At 31.6% G+C, this 20838-nt stretch carries 16 protein-coding genes; 7 read left to right on the forward strand and 9 right to left on the reverse strand.

The annotated features are described in order from the left end of the window. Nucleotides 1-194: 194 nt before the first annotated feature. Nucleotides 195-2741: a translocation and assembly module lipoprotein TamL gene (gene tamL / locus HSX10_RS05720; RefSeq protein WP_367651253.1), complete on the reverse strand. Its 2547-nt coding sequence runs from the start codon at nucleotides 2739-2741 to the stop codon at nucleotides 195-197. Between the two features lie 206 nt (nucleotides 2742-2947). Here tamL and HSX10_RS05725 point away from each other — a divergent pair, with 206 nt between their 5' ends. Next, the gene (locus tag HSX10_RS05725) at nucleotides 2948-3682 is read left to right on the forward strand and encodes a TrmH family RNA methyltransferase (protein ID WP_173587243.1); all 735 of its coding nucleotides are present in this window, start codon (nucleotides 2948-2950) and stop codon (nucleotides 3680-3682) included. Here HSX10_RS05725 and porT read toward each other — a convergent pair. Together porT and ubiE are read right to left on the reverse strand one after the other, a co-directional pair. Then, entirely contained in the window at nucleotides 3669-4385 is a 717-nt protein-coding gene (gene porT / locus HSX10_RS05730; protein ID WP_173587244.1) for a type IX secretion/gliding motility protein PorT/SprT, read from the reverse strand. The two genes, HSX10_RS05725 and porT, sit on opposite strands and share 14 nt — an antisense overlap. 1 nt (nucleotide 4386) lies before the next feature. After that, nucleotides 4387-5118, reverse strand: a complete 732-nt coding sequence (gene ubiE, locus HSX10_RS05735; protein WP_173587409.1) for a bifunctional demethylmenaquinone methyltransferase/2-methoxy-6-polyprenyl-1,4-benzoquinol methylase UbiE — start codon at nucleotides 5116-5118, stop codon at nucleotides 4387-4389. Between the two features lie 337 nt (nucleotides 5119-5455). Here ubiE and trkA point away from each other — a divergent pair, with 337 nt between their 5' ends. The 4 genes from trkA (at nucleotide 5456) to HSX10_RS05755 (ending at nucleotide 9546) form a co-directional block, all read left to right on the forward strand. Next, nucleotides 5456-6805: a Trk system potassium transporter TrkA gene (gene trkA, locus HSX10_RS05740; RefSeq protein WP_173587245.1), complete on the forward strand. Its 1350-nt coding sequence runs from the start codon at nucleotides 5456-5458 to the stop codon at nucleotides 6803-6805. Nucleotides 6806-6813: 8 nt separating this feature from the next. Continuing rightward, nucleotides 6814-8316 carry a TrkH family potassium uptake protein gene (locus tag HSX10_RS05745; RefSeq protein ID WP_173587246.1) on the forward strand — a complete coding sequence of 501 codons (1503 nt, stop codon included), beginning with the start codon at nucleotides 6814-6816 and terminating at the stop codon, nucleotides 8314-8316. Nucleotides 8317-8328: 12 nt separating this feature from the next. Further along, nucleotides 8329-8487 carry a hypothetical protein gene (locus HSX10_RS05750; RefSeq protein ID WP_173587247.1) on the forward strand — a complete coding sequence of 53 codons (159 nt, stop codon included), beginning with the start codon at nucleotides 8329-8331 and terminating at the stop codon, nucleotides 8485-8487. A gap of 804 nt (nucleotides 8488-9291) precedes the next feature. Further along, nucleotides 9292-9546, forward strand: a complete 255-nt coding sequence (locus tag HSX10_RS05755; protein ID WP_173587248.1) for a hypothetical protein — start codon at nucleotides 9292-9294, stop codon at nucleotides 9544-9546. Between the two features lie 115 nt (nucleotides 9547-9661). Here HSX10_RS05755 and HSX10_RS05760 read toward each other — a convergent pair whose 3' ends face one another. Then, complete coding sequence (locus tag HSX10_RS05760; protein ID WP_173587249.1) at nucleotides 9662-10849, reverse strand: pyridoxal phosphate-dependent aminotransferase; 1188 nt, start codon at nucleotides 10847-10849, stop codon at nucleotides 9662-9664. A gap of 18 nt (nucleotides 10850-10867) precedes the next feature. Beyond that, the gene (locus HSX10_RS05765; RefSeq protein ID WP_173587250.1) at nucleotides 10868-11968 is read right to left on the reverse strand and encodes a fatty acid desaturase family protein; all 1101 of its coding nucleotides are present in this window, start codon (nucleotides 11966-11968) and stop codon (nucleotides 10868-10870) included. A 314-nt stretch (nucleotides 11969-12282) separates the two neighbouring features. Between HSX10_RS05765 and rsmG the strand changes: the two genes are divergently transcribed. Continuing rightward, nucleotides 12283-12912, forward strand: coding sequence for a 16S rRNA (guanine(527)-N(7))-methyltransferase RsmG (gene rsmG, locus HSX10_RS05770; RefSeq protein WP_173587251.1), 630 nt, complete (start codon nucleotides 12283-12285; stop codon nucleotides 12910-12912). Between the two features lie 188 nt (nucleotides 12913-13100). Beyond that, the gene (locus HSX10_RS05775) at nucleotides 13101-15668 is read left to right on the forward strand and encodes a toxin-antitoxin system YwqK family antitoxin (protein ID WP_173587252.1); all 2568 of its coding nucleotides are present in this window, start codon (nucleotides 13101-13103) and stop codon (nucleotides 15666-15668) included. Between the two features lie 76 nt (nucleotides 15669-15744). On the opposite strand, the gene HSX10_RS05780 is transcribed toward HSX10_RS05775, so the two are convergent. The 4 genes from HSX10_RS05780 to HSX10_RS05795 all read right to left on the reverse strand — a co-directional run bounded on the left by HSX10_RS05780 (nucleotide 15745) and on the right by HSX10_RS05795 (nucleotide 20752). Further along, a complete protein-coding gene (locus HSX10_RS05780) occupies nucleotides 15745-16476 on the reverse strand; it encodes a T9SS type A sorting domain-containing protein (protein ID WP_173587253.1) in 732 nt (243 codons plus the stop codon). Nucleotides 16477-16583: 107 nt separating this feature from the next. Beyond that, entirely contained in the window at nucleotides 16584-18482 is a 1899-nt protein-coding gene (locus tag HSX10_RS05785) for a T9SS type A sorting domain-containing protein (protein WP_173587254.1), read from the reverse strand. A gap of 97 nt (nucleotides 18483-18579) precedes the next feature. Continuing rightward, nucleotides 18580-20232: a DUF6029 family protein gene (locus HSX10_RS05790; protein WP_173587255.1), complete on the reverse strand. Its 1653-nt coding sequence runs from the start codon at nucleotides 20230-20232 to the stop codon at nucleotides 18580-18582. Nucleotides 20233-20266: 34 nt separating this feature from the next. Then, nucleotides 20267-20752: a TlpA family protein disulfide reductase gene (locus HSX10_RS05795; protein WP_173587256.1), complete on the reverse strand. Its 486-nt coding sequence runs from the start codon at nucleotides 20750-20752 to the stop codon at nucleotides 20267-20269. Nucleotides 20753-20838 lie beyond the last annotated feature (86 nt).

A 20838-nucleotide genomic window follows, 5' to 3' on the forward strand; every position in this document is an offset into this window, starting at 1 on the left:
GATAATTTGTGTTACCAAAAGTACATAAATTTTGAATATTTATATAGTCAAATCGGTTATAAAATACCGAAAACGTTGTAGTCGGTTTGTTAGTATCGGTTTGAAAACTAAAGTGATAGAATTGATTTAGTTACTCTTAATTTTTAGAAAAATAAATTAAAAAAGAATTAAGGAGATTTTTGCTTCAGGAGAATTTAAAATGGATAGTTAACCCCTATATTATAAGTTGCATTTCCGAAGTTATAATCTCTAAACCAACGATTTCCGACATCTTGTGAAGGATCGTGAGTTTTAAAACCAACATCAAAACGTAGTACAAAGAAATCAAAATCGTAACGTAAGCCAATACCAGAACCTATGGCAATATCTTTTAAAGAACTAAGATTAGTTAATGTAGAAGCCTCTTCTGTAACGTTGTCTAGAACATTCCAGATGTTACCGGCATCTACAAAAACAGCTCCCTGAAAATTACCGAATAAACTAAAGCGTTGCTCAGCACTTAAATGAAGTTTAAAGTTTGCTTCGTTAAATTCATTAGTGTTATTAGAACTTCCTGGGCCAAGGTCGTAAGCAGTCCATGCTCTGTTGTCATTTGGTCCTCCGGCAAAGAAACTTTCTGCAAAAGGAATATTATTAGAGTTTCCGTATGGAATTGCAATACCGGCATAACTACGGAACGCAAATACATTTTGTCTACCTAAATCTATATATTTAATATAATCGATTTCAGTTTTAATATATTGTGAAAAAGCGACTCCAAATATTTCGTAGTTATCATCGTCGTTTTTAGATAATCCGGCAATATTAGAAATGTTAGACATTAAGTTTCCTGCAAGTTCAATACGCCATTTAAAAACTGAAAAGTCGTTATCAAATATGTTTTTTCTTCGGTCTTTTTTATAGTCAAAACTTGTAGAAAAAATAAGGTTATTTTCTGTAAGTCGTTCTTTTCGTTCTTCAATATTGTTTATCGTAACATAATCATCATCACTTGATGTTAGTGACGTATTTCCTGTTAAAACATCAGAAATAAAAATATCAGCAGGTTCATATTCGTTAGGTAAAGAATTATCTGATAATGTGCCGTCATCATCTATGTAGTCAATTGCTCTAGCTATAGCGTTTAATCTTCCAAATGAATTCTGATAAACTCCAAAATAGTTATCAGTATTCAGGTTTTTTACAAAATTGATATTGAACAATTCTAATGTATTTGTAACCGTGTTAGAAGGATACCAATTGTAGCTAAAAACTCCTGATATAGACTGTTTATCTAATCCTATATTTTGCTGACTGGTTGCAGAAAGGTTTATCGCTGTGCTTGGCGACATATACTTAGGAGTAATTTTTTCAGTATTAAAAGGGCTGAACAATCTAGGGATTGTTAAACGGATATTACCACCAAATTCGTTGATATCAAAAAAAGAGGTTTCAGTAGAGCTTCTACTTTTAGAGGCTCCAATTGCAGCAATTCCTGTTATTTCTAAAGTTTCTGCACCTCTAAAAATGTTTCTTATTTTTAATCCAGAACTAAATGAAAACCCAATAGATTGAATGTTACTTTGATTAATATCAGAATCAAAACTTAGAGCGTATTTGTTTTTAGGTTCTAAAAATATGTTGGCGGTTAGAGTAGAGTCTGTTGCATTTTCTACAAAATCAATATTAGGATATCTGAACATTTGTAAATCGTTAAGATAGCGTGCTGTTCTGCTTCTTGCTAAGTCACTATAAGTATCTCCTTTATTAATAAAAACAGCATCTGTGAGTGCTTTTGGTCTAAATCGTAATTTTTCTTTACTGTATAAGTTGAAATTTTTATAAGTTGTTGTGTCTTTAATAGTGTTAAATCGATTTTCGAAATTATCGTCTGTATATATGTTAACTTCTTTAATGGTATATTTTTTAAAAGGCTTAGTCGTTGTAGAATCATCCCCTCTAATTATTCTATTTCCAATAATTAAGTCCGTGTAGACTTTATTATTGGTGTTAATTGTATCCATTTCATAACGGATATAGTCTTGGGCAAAATAATAAAAACCAGCGTTTCTTAAATACGTATTAATACGCTCACGTTCGCTTTCATAATTTTGTTCATCAAATTGTTCTCCCTTTTTTAATAATGAAGCTGCAATAAATTTGGTGTAGAGTGAATCTATGGCAGGACTGCTAATAATAGGGTTTAAAGAATCGAGTATATAAGGTTTGCTTTTGTGAACATTGTAAGTCACTTTGGCTAATTTATTACTGTCTTTTTCTACTTCATAATTTACCGTATTGTTAAACCAACCTTTGGTATAGTAATATTTTCTAAGATTTGTTGCTGTTTTTATGGTTTTGTCTTCGTTGTAAATTACAGGAGCTTCACCAGTTCGCTTTAACCAAGCATTAAAATCGCGTTGTGTTTTTAGCTGTTTGTAGAATTGCTTTTTAGAAAGTAAGGCGATTCTTCGTTTTACTTTTGCAGAGTCACTTAAAATATTAGCATTTAAAACAGAATCTATATTTGGTCTTGCAAGATTGTAAATATGAAGTTTTAAAGGAAAGCCTAAAAACTTTCGCATTCCCGAATTTGTTTTTTGAATGATAATATTATTAATCCGTTCGTTAGAAACCTGAATGCTATCTTCTAGAATAGTGTTGTTGATAATAAGATGCTGACCATTTTTAACTCGTTTTACAACATTACAAGAAGAGCTTAGCATTAATACGCATAGCAGAAGCAATGTATTGCGAAACAAAGATTTGTTGTTAGAAAATGATATTAAAGTGAGTTTTTGCAAATTTTGAAAGTATTATCTTTTTTAAATAACGTTAGTGAAACAAAAATAATACCATTTATTCGTTAGAAATAGCATAGTCTCTTTAATTTCGAAACGCTATTAAAACAAAAAAGGTTTACTTTGTATTCGTAAGAGTTTCGTCTAACAAATGTAAAGACATTTTAATGTTATCAAAGAATCAAATAAAGTTAATTAAGAGTTTAGGTCAAAAAAAAGGTAGACAACAAAATGGTTTATTTATAGTTGAAGGTATAAAAGGGATTTCAGAATTTCTTAAATCTGATTATAAGTTGAAAAACCTTTACACAACTCAATCTATTTTTGAAGCTCCTAATCATTTAATTTCTGAAATTTCAGAAGCCGATTTAAAAAAAATTACAACACTTAAAAACCCCAATACTGCTTTGGCAATTTTCGAAATTCCAGAGTCAATATCATCTCAAGAAAAAGGATTGGTTGTCGCTTTAGATGATGTAAGAGATCCAGGTAATTTAGGGACTATCATTAGACTTTGCGATTGGTATGGTATTAAAAATTTAGTTTGTAGTCATAATACTGTAGACTGTTATAATAGTAAAGTTGTGCAAGCTACAATGGGGTCTTTAACACGTGTAAATTTACAATATGTAGATTTAGTAAATTATTTGCAATCTAGTAAAATAGATGCTTTTGGTACGTTTTTAGAAGGTGAAAATATCTATACCGCAAATTTACCAACGGAGGGTATTATCATTTTAGGAAATGAAGCTAACGGTATTTCAGAAGCTATTGAAGCAAAAGTAAATAGAAAAGTGACGATTCCTCAATTTGGTGCTGTAAAAGCTACTGAAAGCTTAAATGTAGCAAATGCTACGGCAATACTTTTAAGTGAATTTAGTAGACGAACTATTGAAATGTAAAGTTAATAAATACACCTCTGGTTTGCATTTTTGCAACATTACCAGTCCATGGACTATTAGGGTCTACATCCTGAACAATTTCATTATCCATTGAGAAAATACCGCGAATAGAAGGTGTGAATTTAAAATATTCTAAATAGAAATCAATACCAAAACCAATTTCGTAGAAGTACGTGTTTTTTATCATTCTAAATTCTCCTGAACTATTATCGTTAGGATTATCTTGATTACTCGATAAATTTAAAGCTGTTGAAACACCTCCAACAATAAAAGGTTTAAAATTATTAATACGTTTTGTAGATACTTTTAAAAGTAAAGGGATATGAACATAAGTTGATTTTACTTCTCTAAGCAAATCAGAATCATTATAATCGGTACCCTGAAAGTAGCTTTCGTCATAAACTAAGTTTCTTGTCGTAAAGAATACTCCTGGCTCTAACCTTAAATTTAAGTGGTCATTGATACGTAAATCACCAATAAGACCTAAATGAAACCCTGAAGATTCATCAACAAGGATATCTTTTAAATCTTCATTATAGTCAAAGTTAAAATCGTATTGGTTAAACCCAATAAAATAACCCCAAGTTAAAAGCTTTTGATCAATATTTTCAACCGGATTTGCTACTCTTTCTTTAGTGAAAAGTTGAGCCGAAGAACTTTGAAATGCGAATAAAAAAACTAAAAGGACAAGAATATGCTTCATATTATGCTTTAGATGCTGAGTAAATTGTAGCCACTCCCATGGTTTGTGGACGGTCTATAACATTAGTAAACCCAATTTTTCTTAAAATATTGTTTAAAGCTTCTCCATATGGAAAAAGTGATGCAGATTCACTTAAATAACTATAGGCCACTTTATCTTTAGAAAAGATTTTTCCTATGGTTGGCATAATTAGTTTTGTGTGAAAATTATAGCCCGCTTTGTATAATGGGTTTGTAGGTACAGAGGTTTCAAGAATCACAAAAATACCATTAGGTTTTAGAACTCTTAATATTTCTGCTAAACCTTTTTCTAGATGTTCAAAATTTCGAACTCCAAAAGCTACGGTAATAGCATCAAAGGTATTATCTTCGAATGGTAAGTCTTCAGAATCACCAATTACCATCGAAATAATATTATCTAATTTTTTTGAAGTAATTTTTTTACGTCCAACCTCTAGCATACCATCACTGATATCTAAACCAATAATTTCTTCTGCATCTGTAGAAGTTAAACTAATGGCTAAATCTCCTGTGCCTGTAGCGATATCTAAGATGTTTTTAGGCTTGGTTTCTGCAACTAAGTCTACCACTTTATTTCTCCACTTAATATCTATTCCAAACGAAATAACACGATTTAAACCATCGTATTCTTTAGAAATAGTATCGAACATTTTAGTGACTTGTACCTTTTTAGATTGGTCACTATCCTTGTATGGGTTTACTTTCTCAGCCATAAAAATTTTTGGCAAAAATACATGATTTTTTTCATTTGAAAGTTTTAGAAGAAATGAAAAAATGGAATTGATTAATAAAAATGGTTAATTAAGTAAAGTTGAATTTTCTGTTTTTAGATAAGAGAATTTTAGCTTTGACATAAAATATATAATATAAGGTTTGTTAGTGCCAATGAGTTTAAATACTTCAATAACTTTAAGTACTTGTAAGTTATAAGTATATTTGTGCTTATTCCAAATAAATATAAGAAAACGAGCCTATTCAAAATTTTATTAATCATAGATATGATTAATAAAGAACAGCGTGTGACCTTGGAAAAACAATAAATGTAAACAGATGAAAATTATTATCGCAGGTGCGGGTGAAGTAGGGTTTCATTTAGCTAAACTTCTATCTTACGAGTCTCAAGAAATTACTTTAATTGACACTAAAAAAGATAGCTTAAGTTATGCCGGTGAGCATTTAGATATTAGAACTATAAAAGGTGATGCTACTTCTATTTCAATTTTAAAAGAAGCACGTATAGATACCGCTGCACTTTTTATTGCAGTAACTTCTTCTGAAACAACTAATATTACAGCTTGTGTATTAGCTAAGCAATTGGGAGCAAAACGTACTATTGCTCGTATTTCTAATACAGAGTTTATAGAGAATAAAGAGACTGTTGGGTTTTCTAAATTTGGAATTGATGAGTTAATTTCACCAGAATCTTTAGCCGCATCGGAAATTGAATTATTATTAAATCAGTATGGTTTTAATGATACTTATGAATTTGAAGATGGAGAGCTAACAATGTTAGGTTTACGTTTGTCTAGAACTGCAACCTTTGTAGATAAATCCGTTAAGGAAGCTGCTGCTATTTATCCTGAATTAAATTTTATTCCTATTGCAATTCAACGTTTAGGAACACAATATACTATCATTCCTAGAGGTGATACTATTTTTAAAGAAGGCGATAAAGTTGTTTTTGTAACGTCTAAAGGTGGTGATGATGAGTTGTTTAAATTATCAGGAAAAGTTAAGGTTATAATTAAGAATGTTATGATTCTTGGTGGAAGCCAAATTGGTTTTAAGACAGCTAAAGATTTGTGTTCAAGTAAATTTAATGTTAAACTTGTTGAGAGTAAGCGAGGGAAAGCGGAAGAATTAGCTGAAGATATCCCTAACGCTTTAGTGATTTGCGGCGATGGTAGAAATGTAGATATATTAGACGAAGAAAATATCTCTGATATGGATGCTTTTATTGCTGTAACAGGTAATTCGGAAACCAATATTATGTCTTGTCTTTTAGCAAAGTCTAAAGGCGTGAAGAAAACCATTGCTTTGGTAGAAAATATGGATTATTATCAATTATCTCAATCGATAGGAATTGATACTTTAATTAATAAAAAATTATTAGCAGCAAATAATATTTTTAGATATATAAGAAAAGGTGAGGTGGTTGCTATGACCAAATTAACCAATATGAATGCTGAGCTTTTAGAATTTGTGGTCAAACCAAAATCTAAGATCACCAATAAGCTTATTAAGGATTTAAAATTTCCTATATCTGCTATTATTGGTGGAGTTATTAGAGATGGAAAAGGCTCTATTCCATTAGGTAGTTTTAATATTCAAGCAGGAGACCGTGTTGTGGTTTGTTGTTTGCCGCGTTCCATTTCTGAAGTAGAACGTTTTTTCTCTTAAAAGATATTATGTCTCGTATAAAACTCAATTATAAAATCATTTTTCATTTTCTTGGACTCCTATTATTGTTTAATGGAGGCTTCATGCTTACGGCAACTTTAATCAGTCTTATTTATAAAGATGGTGTTACTTTAGAATTGTTTCTAGCAGGTATTGTTACGCTTCTTATCGGAGTGGTGTCAATGTACAGAACGAAGGATCACCGTAAGGAAATGAATAAGCGCGAAGGGTATATCGTTGTTGCTTTTGGTTGGATTGTAATGTCTCTTACAGGAACATTACCTTATGTTCTTACAGGGGCTATTCCTTCATTTACGAGTGCTTTTTTTGAAACCATGTCTGGTTACACTACAACTGGGGCAAGTATTTTAAATGATATAGAGATTATACCCAAAGGAGTTCTGTTTTGGAGAAGTATGACACATTGGATTGGTGGAATGGGGATTATCGTTTTGGCGATTGCTATTTTACCATTATTAGGCGTAGGAGGGATGCAGCTGTTTACCGCAGAAGCACCAGGGCCAAGTGCAGATAAATTACATCCAAGAATTACAGATACAGCAAAGCGTTTATGGCTTATTTATGTAGGGTATACAGTTGCTGAAACCATATTATTACAGATTGCTGGGATGTCTTTTTTCGATGCCATTAACCATGCTTTGAGTACTTTGTCTACAGGTGGTTTTTCTACTAAAAATGCGAGTGTTGCTTATTGGAATGATAATCCGGCGATACAATACATTATCATTTTCTTTATGTTTTTGGCAGGTACTAATTTTGTATTGAGCTATTATTTATTCAAAGGGAAAGTTTCTAAAATTTTAGAGGATGAAGAGTTTAAATTATATTCTAAATTCATTGTTATATTTACAATTATAGCAGCGCTTCTTATTTATTTTAAAGCAGATATATCATTATCTTCTATAGATCACCCAATGGTTCTTGGTCGTGCAGAAAGTGCTTTGAGACATGCTTTATTTCAGGTGTTAAGTGTCATTACAACTACGGGTTTTGTGAGTGCTGATTACACCTTGTGGACACCGTTTTTAACTATTTTCTTTTTTGGAATGATGTTTTTAGGTGGTTCTGCAGGAAGTACGTCTGGTGGTGTAAAAGTAATGCGTCAATTAATTTTAATTAAAAACAGTTTCTTAGAATTTAAGCGTGCTTTGCATCCTAATGCTATAATTCCTGTGCGTTATAATGGGAAATCAGTTTCTAAAGATATTGTATTTAATGTTTTAGGGTTCTTTATTCTTTATATGTTGTCATTTATTGTTGGAGCATTGGTATTTTCTATGTTTGATATGGATTTTGCTTCTGCAATAGGACTCTCAGCATCTAGTTTAGGAAACGTTGGTCCTGCTTTAGGAGATTTTGGTCCCGTTGATAACTATTCCGCTTTACCGCCTTTAGGAAAATGGTGGGCTTCATTTTTAATGCTTATTGGTCGATTAGAATTGTTTACGGTTCTGATATTATTAACACCTTTCTTTTGGAGGAATCGGTAATAAATTTGAATTATGGTAGTTAATAAAACTAAATTGGTTGCAGCAGCATTTATAATTGCAGGTTCTGTGATGCTTTTTTTTAATGACTTAGAATTTACTCCGCTAATTTTAATTCTTAAGTCTATAGGTTTAGTTCTTTTTATTCGTGTTTTAATAAAGGAGCAAAAATAATTTTCAACTTTTCTTCAAGTATAGCTAGTCTATATTTCCACTCGTTTTTACTGTTTTTAGATGTTTAATTTTGATAGATCTTGAAATACATCTTGTAACATTTAAAATCACTTTGCGTCATATCTATGTATTTAATTATTACTGAACTTGTTTCGGTGATAAGAATATTTATTATAGAATGAACGGTAATTTTTTCTTAGGATTCATTCTGTATCCTATAAGTTCAACTTCTTATCGTGATGCTAATAGCATCATTCTTACATTAATATTTTGAAATTTAACTGACTTCTTATATGATGTCTTTTACGTTAAACGTCCCTTTTTTTTCATGTAGAAAAAGGCTTATTTCTAGATTCTTTTTAAAATTTTAAACCTAAATGTTATGTCTGCAAGCACAATGAATACGGTAATGAAAAATAATAAAAACCTACTTCCGTAACGCGATAGGTTTAAGAATAGGTTAGGTGGTTATGATCGGAATGTAAAAACGGAATATAATTTTCCTAAAGCAACAACTAAGCAATTAAAGGACATAGGAAAGCGTTTAAGAGAAGAACGAAAAACCGAACTCATAAAAGTTGTCATTGTTACAATACTATTGTTTTTGATAATGGTTTGTTTATTATACTATTATTCAGATGCAATAAGGTCATCATTGTGGTTTTAAACCTAGTTGAATTTAGCTTAGTTGTATTGTTAATTATTTTGTGTTTTTATTAATGAATTATCAGTATTTGTGTGTTTTATTTTTTAATTCGATAAATTTATTGTATATTAATTAAATAATATTAAACCCCCTCAATTATGGAATTAGAATTAGCACAAGATTTAGGAACTATAAAGCAGCGTACTAAGAGATCTCATTTTACAAAGCGAGGGTTGTTAAATTCAAATTATAAGCGTGTTGTTAAATACAATTTCAAGAAAGCAAAACGAAGATCAATTTTTGCCGTAAGGCAACGTGCAAAAGCTTTAAAAATAAGTAGAGAAAGCCTTAGGGTTTCTATGGTTTTAAAAGTGGCAGTATTTGTGAGTGTTGCTCTTTTAATTTTGTTTTAAATATAAGTTTCCTCGTTCTTATTGATCTGTTTTAGATTTTTAGCGAGAGCTATTCATAAAAAAAGCTGTAACAATTAATTGTTACAGCTTTTCTTTTATTACAAATAAAATGTATTTAGCTTAATGCTGTTTTAATACGTTTTATAGCTTCTTTAATTTCATCTTGAGATGCGGCATAAGAAATTCTTATACAGTCTTTATTTCCAAATGCTTCACCAGTAACGGTTGCTACTAAAGCTTCTTCTAGTAAAAATAGAGAGAAATCAGAGGCGTTATTTATTGTTTTTCCTTTTATTGTTTTTCCGAAATAAGCAGAAATGTTTGGGAATACGTAAAAAGCACCTTCAGGTTCGTTCGTTTTAAAACCATCGATTTCGCTTAATAAACTTAAGATTAGTTGACGTCTTTCTTTAAACTCATCTACCATGTATTTAATGCTAGAAGGCTCTGCTTCTAAAGCCTTAATTACAGCGCGCTGTGCAATACAATTAGCACCACTAGTAATTTGACCTTGCATTTTATTACAAGCTCTAGCGATCCAATCTGGAGCGCCAATATAACCGATTCTCCAACCTGTCATAGCGAATGCTTTAGATACACCATTTACAGTAATGGTTCTATCGTACATGTCTTCAAATTCAGCCATACTAAAGTGACCACCTTTAAAATTAATATGCTCATATATTTCATCTGAAACAACATAAATATTAGGATACTTTTTCAGTACATCTGCTAAAGCTCTTAATTCTTCTTTGCTATAAACAGATCCACTTGGGTTACAAGGAGAACTGTACCAGATCATTTTAGTTTTTGGAGTAATGGCAGCTTCTAATTGTTCTGCTGTCATTTTAAAATCGTTATCAATAGAAGTTGTAACTTCTACAGGAACTCCATCACTTAACTTTACAATATCACTATAACTTACCCAGTAAGGACAAGGTAAAATAACTTCATCACCGGCATTAATCATCACAGAAGCGATATTCGCTAAAGATTGTTTAGCACCTGTTGAAACCACAATTTGCGGTAAGGTGTAACTAAGATTATTATCGCGTTTAAACTTCGTAATTATAGCTTCTTTCAATTCTACATAACCATCTACAGGAGTATAGCTATTGTAGTTTTGATTGATGGCTTCAATTGCAGCATCTTTAATAAAATCTGGAGTATTAAAGTCTGGTTCTCCCAAACTCAATCCAATAATATCTTTTCCTTCTGCGCGAAGTTCTCTGGCTTTTGCCGCCATGGCTAATGTAGCTGATGTCGCTAAATTGTTAATTCTATCCGAAAGTTGGTCGTTCATATGCTATAAAATAAAGGATTAAGCTTGTATTGCAGGGCGCGTTCCCATTTCTTTTAAGAATTTAAAATGCGCTGCTATTGCTTTTCTTGTGGTTTCGTATTCTTTATAAGGTAAATTGAATTCTTTAGCTGTAGATTTTACAATTTCTGCAATTTTACCATAATGGATATGGCTAATATTTGGAAATATATGATGTTCTACTTGGTGATTTAATCCTCCTGTATACCAATTAATAATCTTGCTTTTAGCACCAAAGTTTACGGTTGTATTTAATTGGTGAATAGCCCAAGTATTTTTCATTGTACCATCTTTTTCAGGTAAAGGCATTTCAGCTTCTTCCATAACGTGTGCTAATTGAAAAACCACACTTAAGATTAAACCTGCTACATAGTGCATAATTAAAAATCCGATTAAGACTTTATACCAAGCGATGTCAGTAAGTACAAGTGGTATCACAATCCACATTGAGATATAAATCAATTTAGAAATCACTAGTTTACTCCAGTTAGCTACAGGACTTGGAAATTTTCCGTAAGATAATTTACGCTTCATATAACGTTTCATCTGTTGAAAATCTGTTGTAATTGCCCAGTTTATAGTTAATAGTCCATAAAGTAAAATAGAATAATAATGTTGAAATCTATGGTGTTTTCTCCATTCTGTATGTTCAGAAAAACGTAAAATTCGTCCCGCTTCTAAATCTTCATCATGACCATGAATATTGGTGTATGTATGATGTAAAACATTGTGTTGTACTTTCCAGTTGTAAACATTTCCTGCTAAAATGTAAATACTGCTTCCCATGATTCTATTGATCCATTCTTTGTTAGAAAATGCGCCATGATTACCATCATGCATTACATTCATTCCAACACCAGCCATTCCAATACCCATCACAATAGTTAATAATAACTGTGCCCAAGTAGGAATGTTTAAAGTTAGTAAAAGGAAATAAGGCGTTAAAAACATTGTAAACATTACTATGGTTTTTACCCATAATTGCCAGTTACCTGTTCTTTTTATATCGTTTTCTTTGAAATAATTATTAACGCGTTTGTTGAGGGTTCTAAAGAACTTAGCAGAGTCTGTTCTAGAGAATGATAAGGTTTGTTGTTTCATGTATTCTATATTTTATATGATAACGTAAGGGATTATAATACATTATATAAAAGCAAAGATAGTTAATAAATAAAAAGCAATTGTTATGGATTAACTTAAAATTACAAATATAAATGATGTGTATTGAAGGGGTTATTGAACTATATTGGTTGATATTTAGTAGGTTATGAATCTATGGTGAGGTTTAATTATTTCTCTTTTATTGTTGCTATAGTAAGCTTATGGTATATGTTTTAAAGTGATAAAATAGAGATAAATTAAAATAGTGCAATAATCAAAACTTTAAAAGAAGTACTTTTGCAGAAAGAACAGCTATGGAACTTATCCTTAAATATTTCCCCAATTTAACCGAAACTCAAATCCAACAATTTGAAGCTTTAGAGGCTTTGTATAAAGATTGGAACAGTAAAATTAATGTGATTTCTAGAAAAGACATTGATGAACTTTATTTAAGACACGTTTTACATTCTTTAGGAATTGCAAAAGTTATTGATTTTGTTCCTGGTACATCAATCTTAGATGTCGGAACCGGCGGAGGATTTCCAGGTGTGCCTTTAGCTATTTTATTTCCTGAGTGCCAATTTCATTTGGTAGATAGTATTAATAAAAAACTAAAAGTAATTAATGCTGTTGCAGAAGCTTTAGAACTTACCAATATAAGAACTACGCATAGTAGGGTAGAGGCTATTGATGAAACTTACGATTTTATAGTAAGTAGAGCCGTTACTACAATGCCAGAGTTTACAACTTGGGTTAAAGGTAAAGTTGCAAGAACTCAAAAAAATGAATTAAAAAATGGTGTTCTTTACTTAAAAGGTGGGGATTTAACAGAGGAGTTAAAGCAATATAAAACGGTAAAAGCATTCTTGCTTTCTGATTATTTTGATGAATCATTTTTCGAAACCAAAAAAGTGATTCATTTACCATTGAAATTTAAATCTTAATAAAGCGGATAGTGTTAGGTTGTATAAAAGGTTAACCTCTTTATCTAAATAACAGTTCTTAATACCTGATGTTAAACTGTGCTTAGTGTTTAAGGATTTGTATGCCAAAAATTAAGACGTTAAAATGCGTTAATAAAATAGATATGGTTTCTAAAATCTATCTATCTCATTTTATAAATTATTCAACAATGATTTTATCAAATTCTATTAAAACTGCTGGACTTCTATTTATGGTCAGCCTTTTCTTTATGCCTTTAAATTTGGAAGCGCAACAAGACACTATTTATTACACTATATCTTGGAAGCAAACCATAAAAGATAGTGCTGCTTTTTTTAGAACACCAGTAAAAAAGGAAGGAGATTTATTTAGAATTGAAGATTATTATATTTCAGGGCAAAAACAAATGAGCGGATTGTCTCAGTATGAAGACAAGGATTTTTGGGTAGGAAAAGTGAGCTGGTTTAACAAAGATGGTCAGCTATACCAACAAGGTAATTACACAAAAAATAGATTGGACGGTGAGTTTATTACCTTTCTAGACGACAAGAAATTGATTGCTATTTATAAAAATGGTTTTATTAAATCTGGGACTCAAAATCATATTCAATCGTCTAATCGTGTTTATACCGAAGTTAAAAATGATACTGTAAAAGAGGTTTTATATGAGGACGATATAAACGGAATTCGTTACGAAAGTTTCAGAACGCTTAAAAAAGGTCATTTTCGAACCAAATATTATGATAAAAAAGGAGATGTAATTGGTGAAATTAACACTCTAAATAATGGATTTCGTAAAGGGGTTGAGGTGTTTTATTATTTCAGTCCCATGCGTATTAGGCAGATTAACTATTATCCGTTTGAAAAATTACTAGGGGATACCGATTATTACGCCAATGGTCAGCTTAGAATATGGTTTCAGACAGATCCAGAATATAAAAAAACTTTTTTTAAAGAAGATGGAACGGAACTTGGAAGTATAATTTATGAGCTTCAGAACGATTATTTAAAACCAATAACGGGTACTGAAGTTACTTTTGCTTATGGTTATAAAAAAGAAGATTTTAACAAAGTTCTGTCTACTAGAATATACAATAATGGTCAACTCGAAAAGGAAGAACAACATTATAATGATGGCAAGATAAAATCGATTACAAGCTATAAAGACAATATTAAAGTGCTTCAAGTAAGTTTTGATGAAACGGGAAAGGAACTTGCAAGAATGGCATACAAAAACTATTATCCATTTTCAGGAGTAGAAATTAGAGATGGTAGAAAATCGACTTATAAAGACGGTGAGCTTATAGAAGAACTTAAATATTACCCAGATACAAATCTTATATTCAGTAAAAAGAACACAGAAGAAGAGATTTATTATAACAAGGAAGGTGTTGTTATGGGGACTTTAAAAGTTGAGTATAAAAATAAATACGCAAAACCTTTAGATGGCAAACGATACGAAATAGGTTATAATTCTGAGATTAATAATATTGAAACGTATAAAAATAGAGAACTCATAGAGCGTACCAACTTTATAACTAAACAAGTTGGCAAGGATAGTTTAGTAGATTTTAAGAATACCTCTTATTATAAAGATGGTAGTTATAGTAAATATAGAGAGATTCGTTATTATAGTAATGGAGCTAAGCAAAGTGATATAACATTCGAAGATTACGATAAAAAACTAGGTAAGTTTTATAGCGATAAAGGTGATCTAATCGGTACTTACGATTATATTAAAAAAGACGGAAAACTATATGAGTTTTTTGATACCTCAAACGAGGTTCGATTAGTGAAAGAAGAAAATAACGGAGTTTTACAAACTTCAAAACGTTATGATTATGGTTTAGATACAAGTTATGGTGTTATTAACCCTGTTTTAATTGAAGAAATGGATATCTCATGTTGTGCTATGTCTTATGATAAATACGGTGAAGTTATCGCTAAGGTTAATTTCAAAAATAAATTGCCTTGGAAAGGTGTGATGTATGATGCTGTATCAAGAATTAAGTATGAGATAAATGAAGGAAAACGAAATGGATCTTATAAAAAGTTTAATTATAATCACGAAATTATATTAGAAGAAGGACAATATGTAAATGATAAAAAAGAAGGTGTTTTTAATGGGTATAATCGTTTAGGGAAATTACAACTTACACAAACCTACAAGAATGATATCTTAGAAGGGGAGTCTGTTAATTATGATGAAAATGGAAAAGAGACTTCTAGTATCATTTATAAAAATGGAGAGCCTTTTGAAGGAACAAAAATACTTTCGGTAAGTTACAGCAGAGAATCTGCACAAGAGATTTATAAAAAGGGAATTTTAATAAAACGTATTTCTTACGATGAGCAAGGTCGAAATGTTTCAACATTTAAAGACGGAGAGATAGCAGAAACAATAGCTTATTATAAAGATTTTGATCTTAAGCGGTTACAATATGCTTTAAATAAAAATTATGTTGAGGGAGAAGTTATTCGTTATGATAAAAAAGGAAAAGAACAACATCGCGGTATTATTAAGGATTATAAACTAGAATCTGGTACTGTTTACTTGTCAGCATATAGTTTATATGATAATCGTGTCGCTTATATTATATTAAAGCGAAAAAATGATATGGTGCAATTGACTTTAGTAGGACATAAAGATGAAACGCTTTTTTATGTAGAAGAAAATATAGAAGAAGGTTATGGTCTAAAATATATTGACAGGTTAAATATTTATATTGATAATCTAACTCCTGCATCTTTATACTAATAGGTGTGATTAGTAGAAAATAAAAAACCGTTTGAAATGTTTTTCAAACGGTTTTTTATTTTAAAATATTAAAGGACTATTGCTTTACTATTTTCTTTGTAATAGAATTACCATTACCGTTAGTAAATTTAACAATGTAAGGTTGTGCAGATAATTCAGAAAAGTCAATAGTATCACCATTAGAAATCACTTTTATTTCTTTAACACTTCTCCCTAAAAGGTCATAAACAGTTGCAGATAGGTCTTCTGAAGAAGAAATATTGAGTTTATTTATAACGTTAGTTGGGTAAACTTTAATTTTTGATAATTGAGATTCTTCAACGCTAAGGCTTGAGTCATAACTATAAGTTACATTTAATGGCGTTCCTATAGCAGTACCACTAGCATTAAAAGCTTGAAATCTAAAAGTCCAACTCATCGGTGTTGTTGTAGAACTGTCGTTAAGGTTCCAAAAATTGTTTCCTGCACTATTTGTAGTTCCTGGAGCTATTAAAAAAGGAGTTGAAGGATATCCGCTATTTAAAGTTACATCATTTAAACAAACCCCCGCAAAACACAATTGAAAATTAGAACCATCAGTACCAACAAGCTCATCTACAAATATTCTAACATAAATATCTTCACTAGACGTATTGGTTACTTTAAATTTCCAATTACAAGGATCTGCATATGCGCAACCTGCATCAGAGAAAGCTAAAACTTGTCCCTCTGTAATGAGGCTGTCGTCACTATAATCTCTAACTTCAAACTGTGCAAAAGACACAAATGAGGTTAATAATAAGCTCATAAAAAGTAGTTTTTTCTTCATGGTATTTTATTTTTTAATTGATTGTTAATAATTAAAGTTCCTATTTTTTTTAGTTATATAGGAAAGGAAGCTTTTTAAAGCTTCCCTTTAGTTTTGTGAAATTATTTTTATTTGCTAATTATAAATTTAGCACTGTATGATGCACTTCCATTATTAATATTCATAATGTAGTGACCTGCTTTTAATTCTGATACAGGTAATTCTATGTTTTGAGATCCAAATAAACCTTCGTAGTTATTATTAATAACTGTTCTTCCTAACATATCAGTTACTGTTACATTGTAATCACCATTTCCTGATTGGAAAGCTATATTAAGTTTGTCTGTTGCAGGATTTGGGTATATTTTAATTGAATCAATACCTGAAACTTCTTGCACACTTAAAGCTTGAGCAAAAGTACTCTGTTGCGCGTTAACAATACTGTCGTCTGTAGAATCAATTAAAACCACAACAATATGCATGTTTTCAACTGTACTTGTTGCGGGTACTGTATATGTGAAATCATAAGAAACAAGTTCTCCTGCGGTAATTGTTGTTGGTACTGAATTAGCCTGTCCGTCAAAACCGCCAAGTAAAGCACGACCAACATGGTTATATGCCATTAGTGCCGCAGGTACAGAGCCAGCTAAACTTTCGTAACCGCCCATTGCTCCATTACTTCCTCCAGAATAATAATTTGTTTGGTTGTAGCCACTAGTTATACCAGTAACATCATCTTCTGTAATTATAACCGCTAATCTGTAATCAGCAGCGCTTAAATTGGTGTAAAAATTTGCGTTAGCAGTAATCGTATATTCACTACCTGTTAGAATTGCTTCTGATGATAAATCAACAGGAACAACTTCTGTGATTTGTGTATTGTAAGCTTCTACTAATGATGCTTGAGCTGGATCAACATCAATTAATTTACGGTCTACTAAACTGCTAGGATATCCTGCAATATATAGACCTATTGCATTATCATATTCAGTAACAGTCATTGGATCTCCATTATGTACGGCTACGCCAACAACAGTATTAGGATATGTTTCGGTAATATAATCCATTCCTACAGCACCTCTAGGGCACCATCCACACCAAGTTCCTGTAGCTTCCTCAATAAAAACAGCTTTATTTCCAGATTGTGTCATTGTGTTAAAATCTTTAGAGCTAGAGTTGTTAAGTGGATAAGAATCTGCTCCGCCATTAACACCTGTAATTGTTACCGTTATTTCTTTTTCAACAACAGAGCTGTAATTAATAACATCTGGATGCGTAATAGTAGTTGATGCTCCGCCTGTAATAAAAGTATTTATTGTTGCAGAGTTTGTATACGTTCCGTCTGTCCATTCAATATCTAGTGTAGTAATTGTATTACCACCTACGTTATTTACTTCAATTTCTAAAGGATAATCTGTACTAACAAGTCCATATCGATCTAGGTTGATGCTCGCAAGTTCAGCGTCATTATCGCTAACTGTTTTTACATATATATCATCAATGTTTAATCTAAATTGATCTGTAACAGCATGATGTCTAAACGCAACATAAATTGTTTGTCCAATAAATGAGGTTACATTTAAATTTCTATCAACGTAAACACTATTTGTTGCTCCTATAACTTCATTAAATGAAGTGGTAGATGCTCCCAATGTTGCAATATCAGATGCTGTTGCAACATATACGGTATAATTTTCATTAGCCCACGATTGATCTTGTCCGTATGCTTTCCATTGAAGAAAAACATTTCCTGTAGCACTTGTAAGATCTATAGCTGTAGATACCATCCAGTTATCTGGTGTTAATGCTAGTCCTGTGGTTGATGACCAAGAAGCAGAAGTTGCATGGTTACCTTGTACAGCTTCTAGGTTTGCTATAGACCAATTGTCGCTATCACCATCAGAATCTGTTAGAGTCCAATTGTCCATGGTTCCTGAAGAAAAATCTTCAGAAAAGTAAATTTGTGCTGTAGTTAGCTGAGTAAAAGATAAACTAAGCATTAATAAATAAAGTAATTTTTTGATCATGATTTTGATGTATTAGATTAATATTAAGGTTTTTGTGTTACATGTGTTTAAATTTCTGTAGATTAAAAGTTGATGTTTTTATTTTTTAGAATAGGGATTAAAAAGCGACGGTTAAATTGGCGCTTAAGCCTGTGTTTTCAGGTACAAATCTACAAACGCCACCAACACAGATTAATCCTCCTCGTTGTCTTCCGTAGTTTAATCCTAATCTTGTGTTGCCTTTGCTGTAACTTCCGCCTACGCTGTAATAGTGAATCTCATTTGTACCACCATAATTCCAGTTATCAGCTACATATGCGGCTAAACGTGTAGAGAAGTTATATTCAAAAACTCCTGCAACCCAATTTTTGCGATCGTCTTTACTCCAAAGGTGTTGTGCTACAAAACGCGCTGCTTTTCCGTTATCAAATCTTTTAGTGGTTTCTATAACACCGATGTTAGCTAAAATTGATGAATGTCCCAATGGTCCACCTTCAACAATACCTTTATCTACTAATACATTTTGGTAGGTGAAGACTGAACTCCATTCTTTAGACCATTTCTTTTTAACTTCAAAATTTATATCTCTAAATAGTTGATGGCCATTTCCTATAAATTTAGCTTTGTACCATCTGTTTTCAATATTATATTCTGAATCTAACCCTCCCCAATAAGAGAAATTCATGGCTAATTTTGTTCCATATTTTCCACCTAAAGACGTGCCCTTTTTGAAGCTGTAAAATAAATCGAATTGTGTGCCAACCTCACCTGAGCGTTGATCAAAAGATTCAATGATTAATCTTGGCTGTGGGTTGTAAACGTAAATATTGGTTAATAAGTAGTCTTGTTGTTTTGTGAGTCCAGGGACATAATTGATAACTTGTTGGTTGTAAATGTTTCCTTCTGCATAACGGTCCGCGTAAAAGCTAAAATTTTCTAACCTTCTAAATGTGGCGTTTATCCCTAATCCTTTTTTTGCATACCCAGCATTGACTTGTAGTGCTGTTCCGTCGTATAATTTATTAGAAGAGATTTGTCCTTCGTTAAGTATTACATCTGGATCTTTAACAATAGCTTCAACACCTGCGTAAAAATTATTAAAGATTAAATCTAGTCGACTACCATAAGCAGCTACTGTTGTAGGTAATGCTTCGTTACCATTGGTATCTTGGTTTCTTGCGACATAACTTCCACCTAGTTGTATATCTACCGATTCAATATTTAATGCTCCGCTAAGACTTAAGTCGGCATCGATACCTTGTATTGTACCTTCAGAAACTTCAAAACCATTACGTTGTTGTCCAAAAACAGCTTTAATGCCCAAGTCTTTTGTAGCATTAAATTTTACGTTTATTCCTTTTAAGGCATTGTTAAGGCCTAATTGGCGGTCTTCCCAAGATCTTAATATTAGTCCACTTCCAAATTGCTCATAAAAATAACCTCCAGTAATATCTAAGGTTTCATCTTTATAGTTGAAATAATAGGTTGCCACATCGTTTTGGTTACCGTAAGTTGAATCGTCATAACCTAAAAGAGCAGAAGGGAGGTAAGATTCGTACTGAACACCAGCAGTAAATTTGCCTAAATTGTAGTTCATTAGAATATAGTTGTTGGCTCTAAATTGATCTTCTGGAGCTAAGAAGTTAATGCCTTCATCGGTTTGAAGCCATTGCGAATTAGATTCTAAGCCTCCGTAAAAATAGCCTGTTTCTTGTGCGTTAATAAAATAGATTTGAAATAATATAGTGATTAGAAAAAGTGATTTTTTCATGGTAATTAATTGAAAGATAAAATGATGCAAAGGTTTATTTAGAAAGTTCTTTAATTTTTTCGTACAATTCTAATTCTGCACCAGGACTGTATCCAGAGTGTTTGTAGACAATTTTATTATCTTTCACTAAAATCGTGAGAGGGATGCTAGATGCATTAAGTGCACGTTTTAATTCTGTATTGGTGTCTAATAAAACGGTGTATTCCCAACCTTTGCCATTAACTAAAGATTTTACACGTTTTACAGTTCTGCTATCATCAACTGAAACAGCAAGAAGTTTTACATTAGTTTCATCTTGCCACTCGTCATATATATCATTAATAGCGTCTAATTCTTTTAAACAAGGAACGCACCAAGTGGCCCAAAGTGAAATAACGGTGACTCCATCATCATTGAGGGAATCTTTTAAATTTACAGTTTTGCCGTCAATGGATTCTAAATCTAAATTAGGAAGTTCGTTTTGAGCTGAGGTGGTAATACTGAAGATTCCTAAGAGGAATACATAAATAACTTTGTTCATGATAAGGTTTTGATGAGTATATGCAATATTAGTTAAAATTTTAACAAATGTATAGGAGTTGTAAAAATTAATTAATTTAGCCAAAA

It is taken from the genome of Winogradskyella undariae (assembly GCF_013285155.1).
Taxonomy (GTDB): Bacteria; Bacteroidota; Bacteroidia; order Flavobacteriales; family Flavobacteriaceae; genus Winogradskyella; species Winogradskyella undariae.

What these genes read in the sequence shown, in the direction of transcription:
- HSX10_RS05725 (WP_173587243.1), top strand. Translation starts at nt 2,948, where the DNA reads ATGTTATCAAAGAATCAAATAAAGTTAATTAAGAGTTTAGGTCAAAAA.
- porT (WP_173587244.1), bottom strand. Translation starts at nt 4,385, where the DNA reads ATGAAGCATATTCTTGTCCTTTTAGTTTTTTTATTCGCATTTCAAAGT.
- ubiE (WP_173587409.1), bottom strand. Translation starts at nt 5,118, where the DNA reads ATGGCTGAGAAAGTAAACCCATACAAGGATAGTGACCAATCTAAAAAG.
- trkA (WP_173587245.1), top strand. Translation starts at nt 5,456, where the DNA reads ATGAAAATTATTATCGCAGGTGCGGGTGAAGTAGGGTTTCATTTAGCT.
- HSX10_RS05745 (WP_173587246.1), top strand. Translation starts at nt 6,814, where the DNA reads ATGTCTCGTATAAAACTCAATTATAAAATCATTTTTCATTTTCTTGGA.
- HSX10_RS05750 (WP_173587247.1), top strand. Translation starts at nt 8,329, where the DNA reads ATGGTAGTTAATAAAACTAAATTGGTTGCAGCAGCATTTATAATTGCA.
- HSX10_RS05755 (WP_173587248.1), top strand. Translation starts at nt 9,292, where the DNA reads ATGGAATTAGAATTAGCACAAGATTTAGGAACTATAAAGCAGCGTACT.
- HSX10_RS05760 (WP_173587249.1), bottom strand. Translation starts at nt 10,849, where the DNA reads ATGAACGACCAACTTTCGGATAGAATTAACAATTTAGCGACATCAGCT.
- HSX10_RS05765 (WP_173587250.1), bottom strand. Translation starts at nt 11,968, where the DNA reads ATGAAACAACAAACCTTATCATTCTCTAGAACAGACTCTGCTAAGTTC.
- rsmG (WP_173587251.1), top strand. Translation starts at nt 12,283, where the DNA reads ATGGAACTTATCCTTAAATATTTCCCCAATTTAACCGAAACTCAAATC.
- HSX10_RS05775 (WP_173587252.1), top strand. Translation starts at nt 13,101, where the DNA reads ATGATTTTATCAAATTCTATTAAAACTGCTGGACTTCTATTTATGGTC.
- HSX10_RS05780 (WP_173587253.1), bottom strand. Translation starts at nt 16,476, where the DNA reads ATGAAGAAAAAACTACTTTTTATGAGCTTATTATTAACCTCATTTGTG.
- HSX10_RS05785 (WP_173587254.1), bottom strand. Translation starts at nt 18,482, where the DNA reads ATGATCAAAAAATTACTTTATTTATTAATGCTTAGTTTATCTTTTACT.
- HSX10_RS05790 (WP_173587255.1), bottom strand. Translation starts at nt 20,232, where the DNA reads ATGAAAAAATCACTTTTTCTAATCACTATATTATTTCAAATCTATTTT.
- HSX10_RS05795 (WP_173587256.1), bottom strand. Translation starts at nt 20,752, where the DNA reads ATGAACAAAGTTATTTATGTATTCCTCTTAGGAATCTTCAGTATTACC.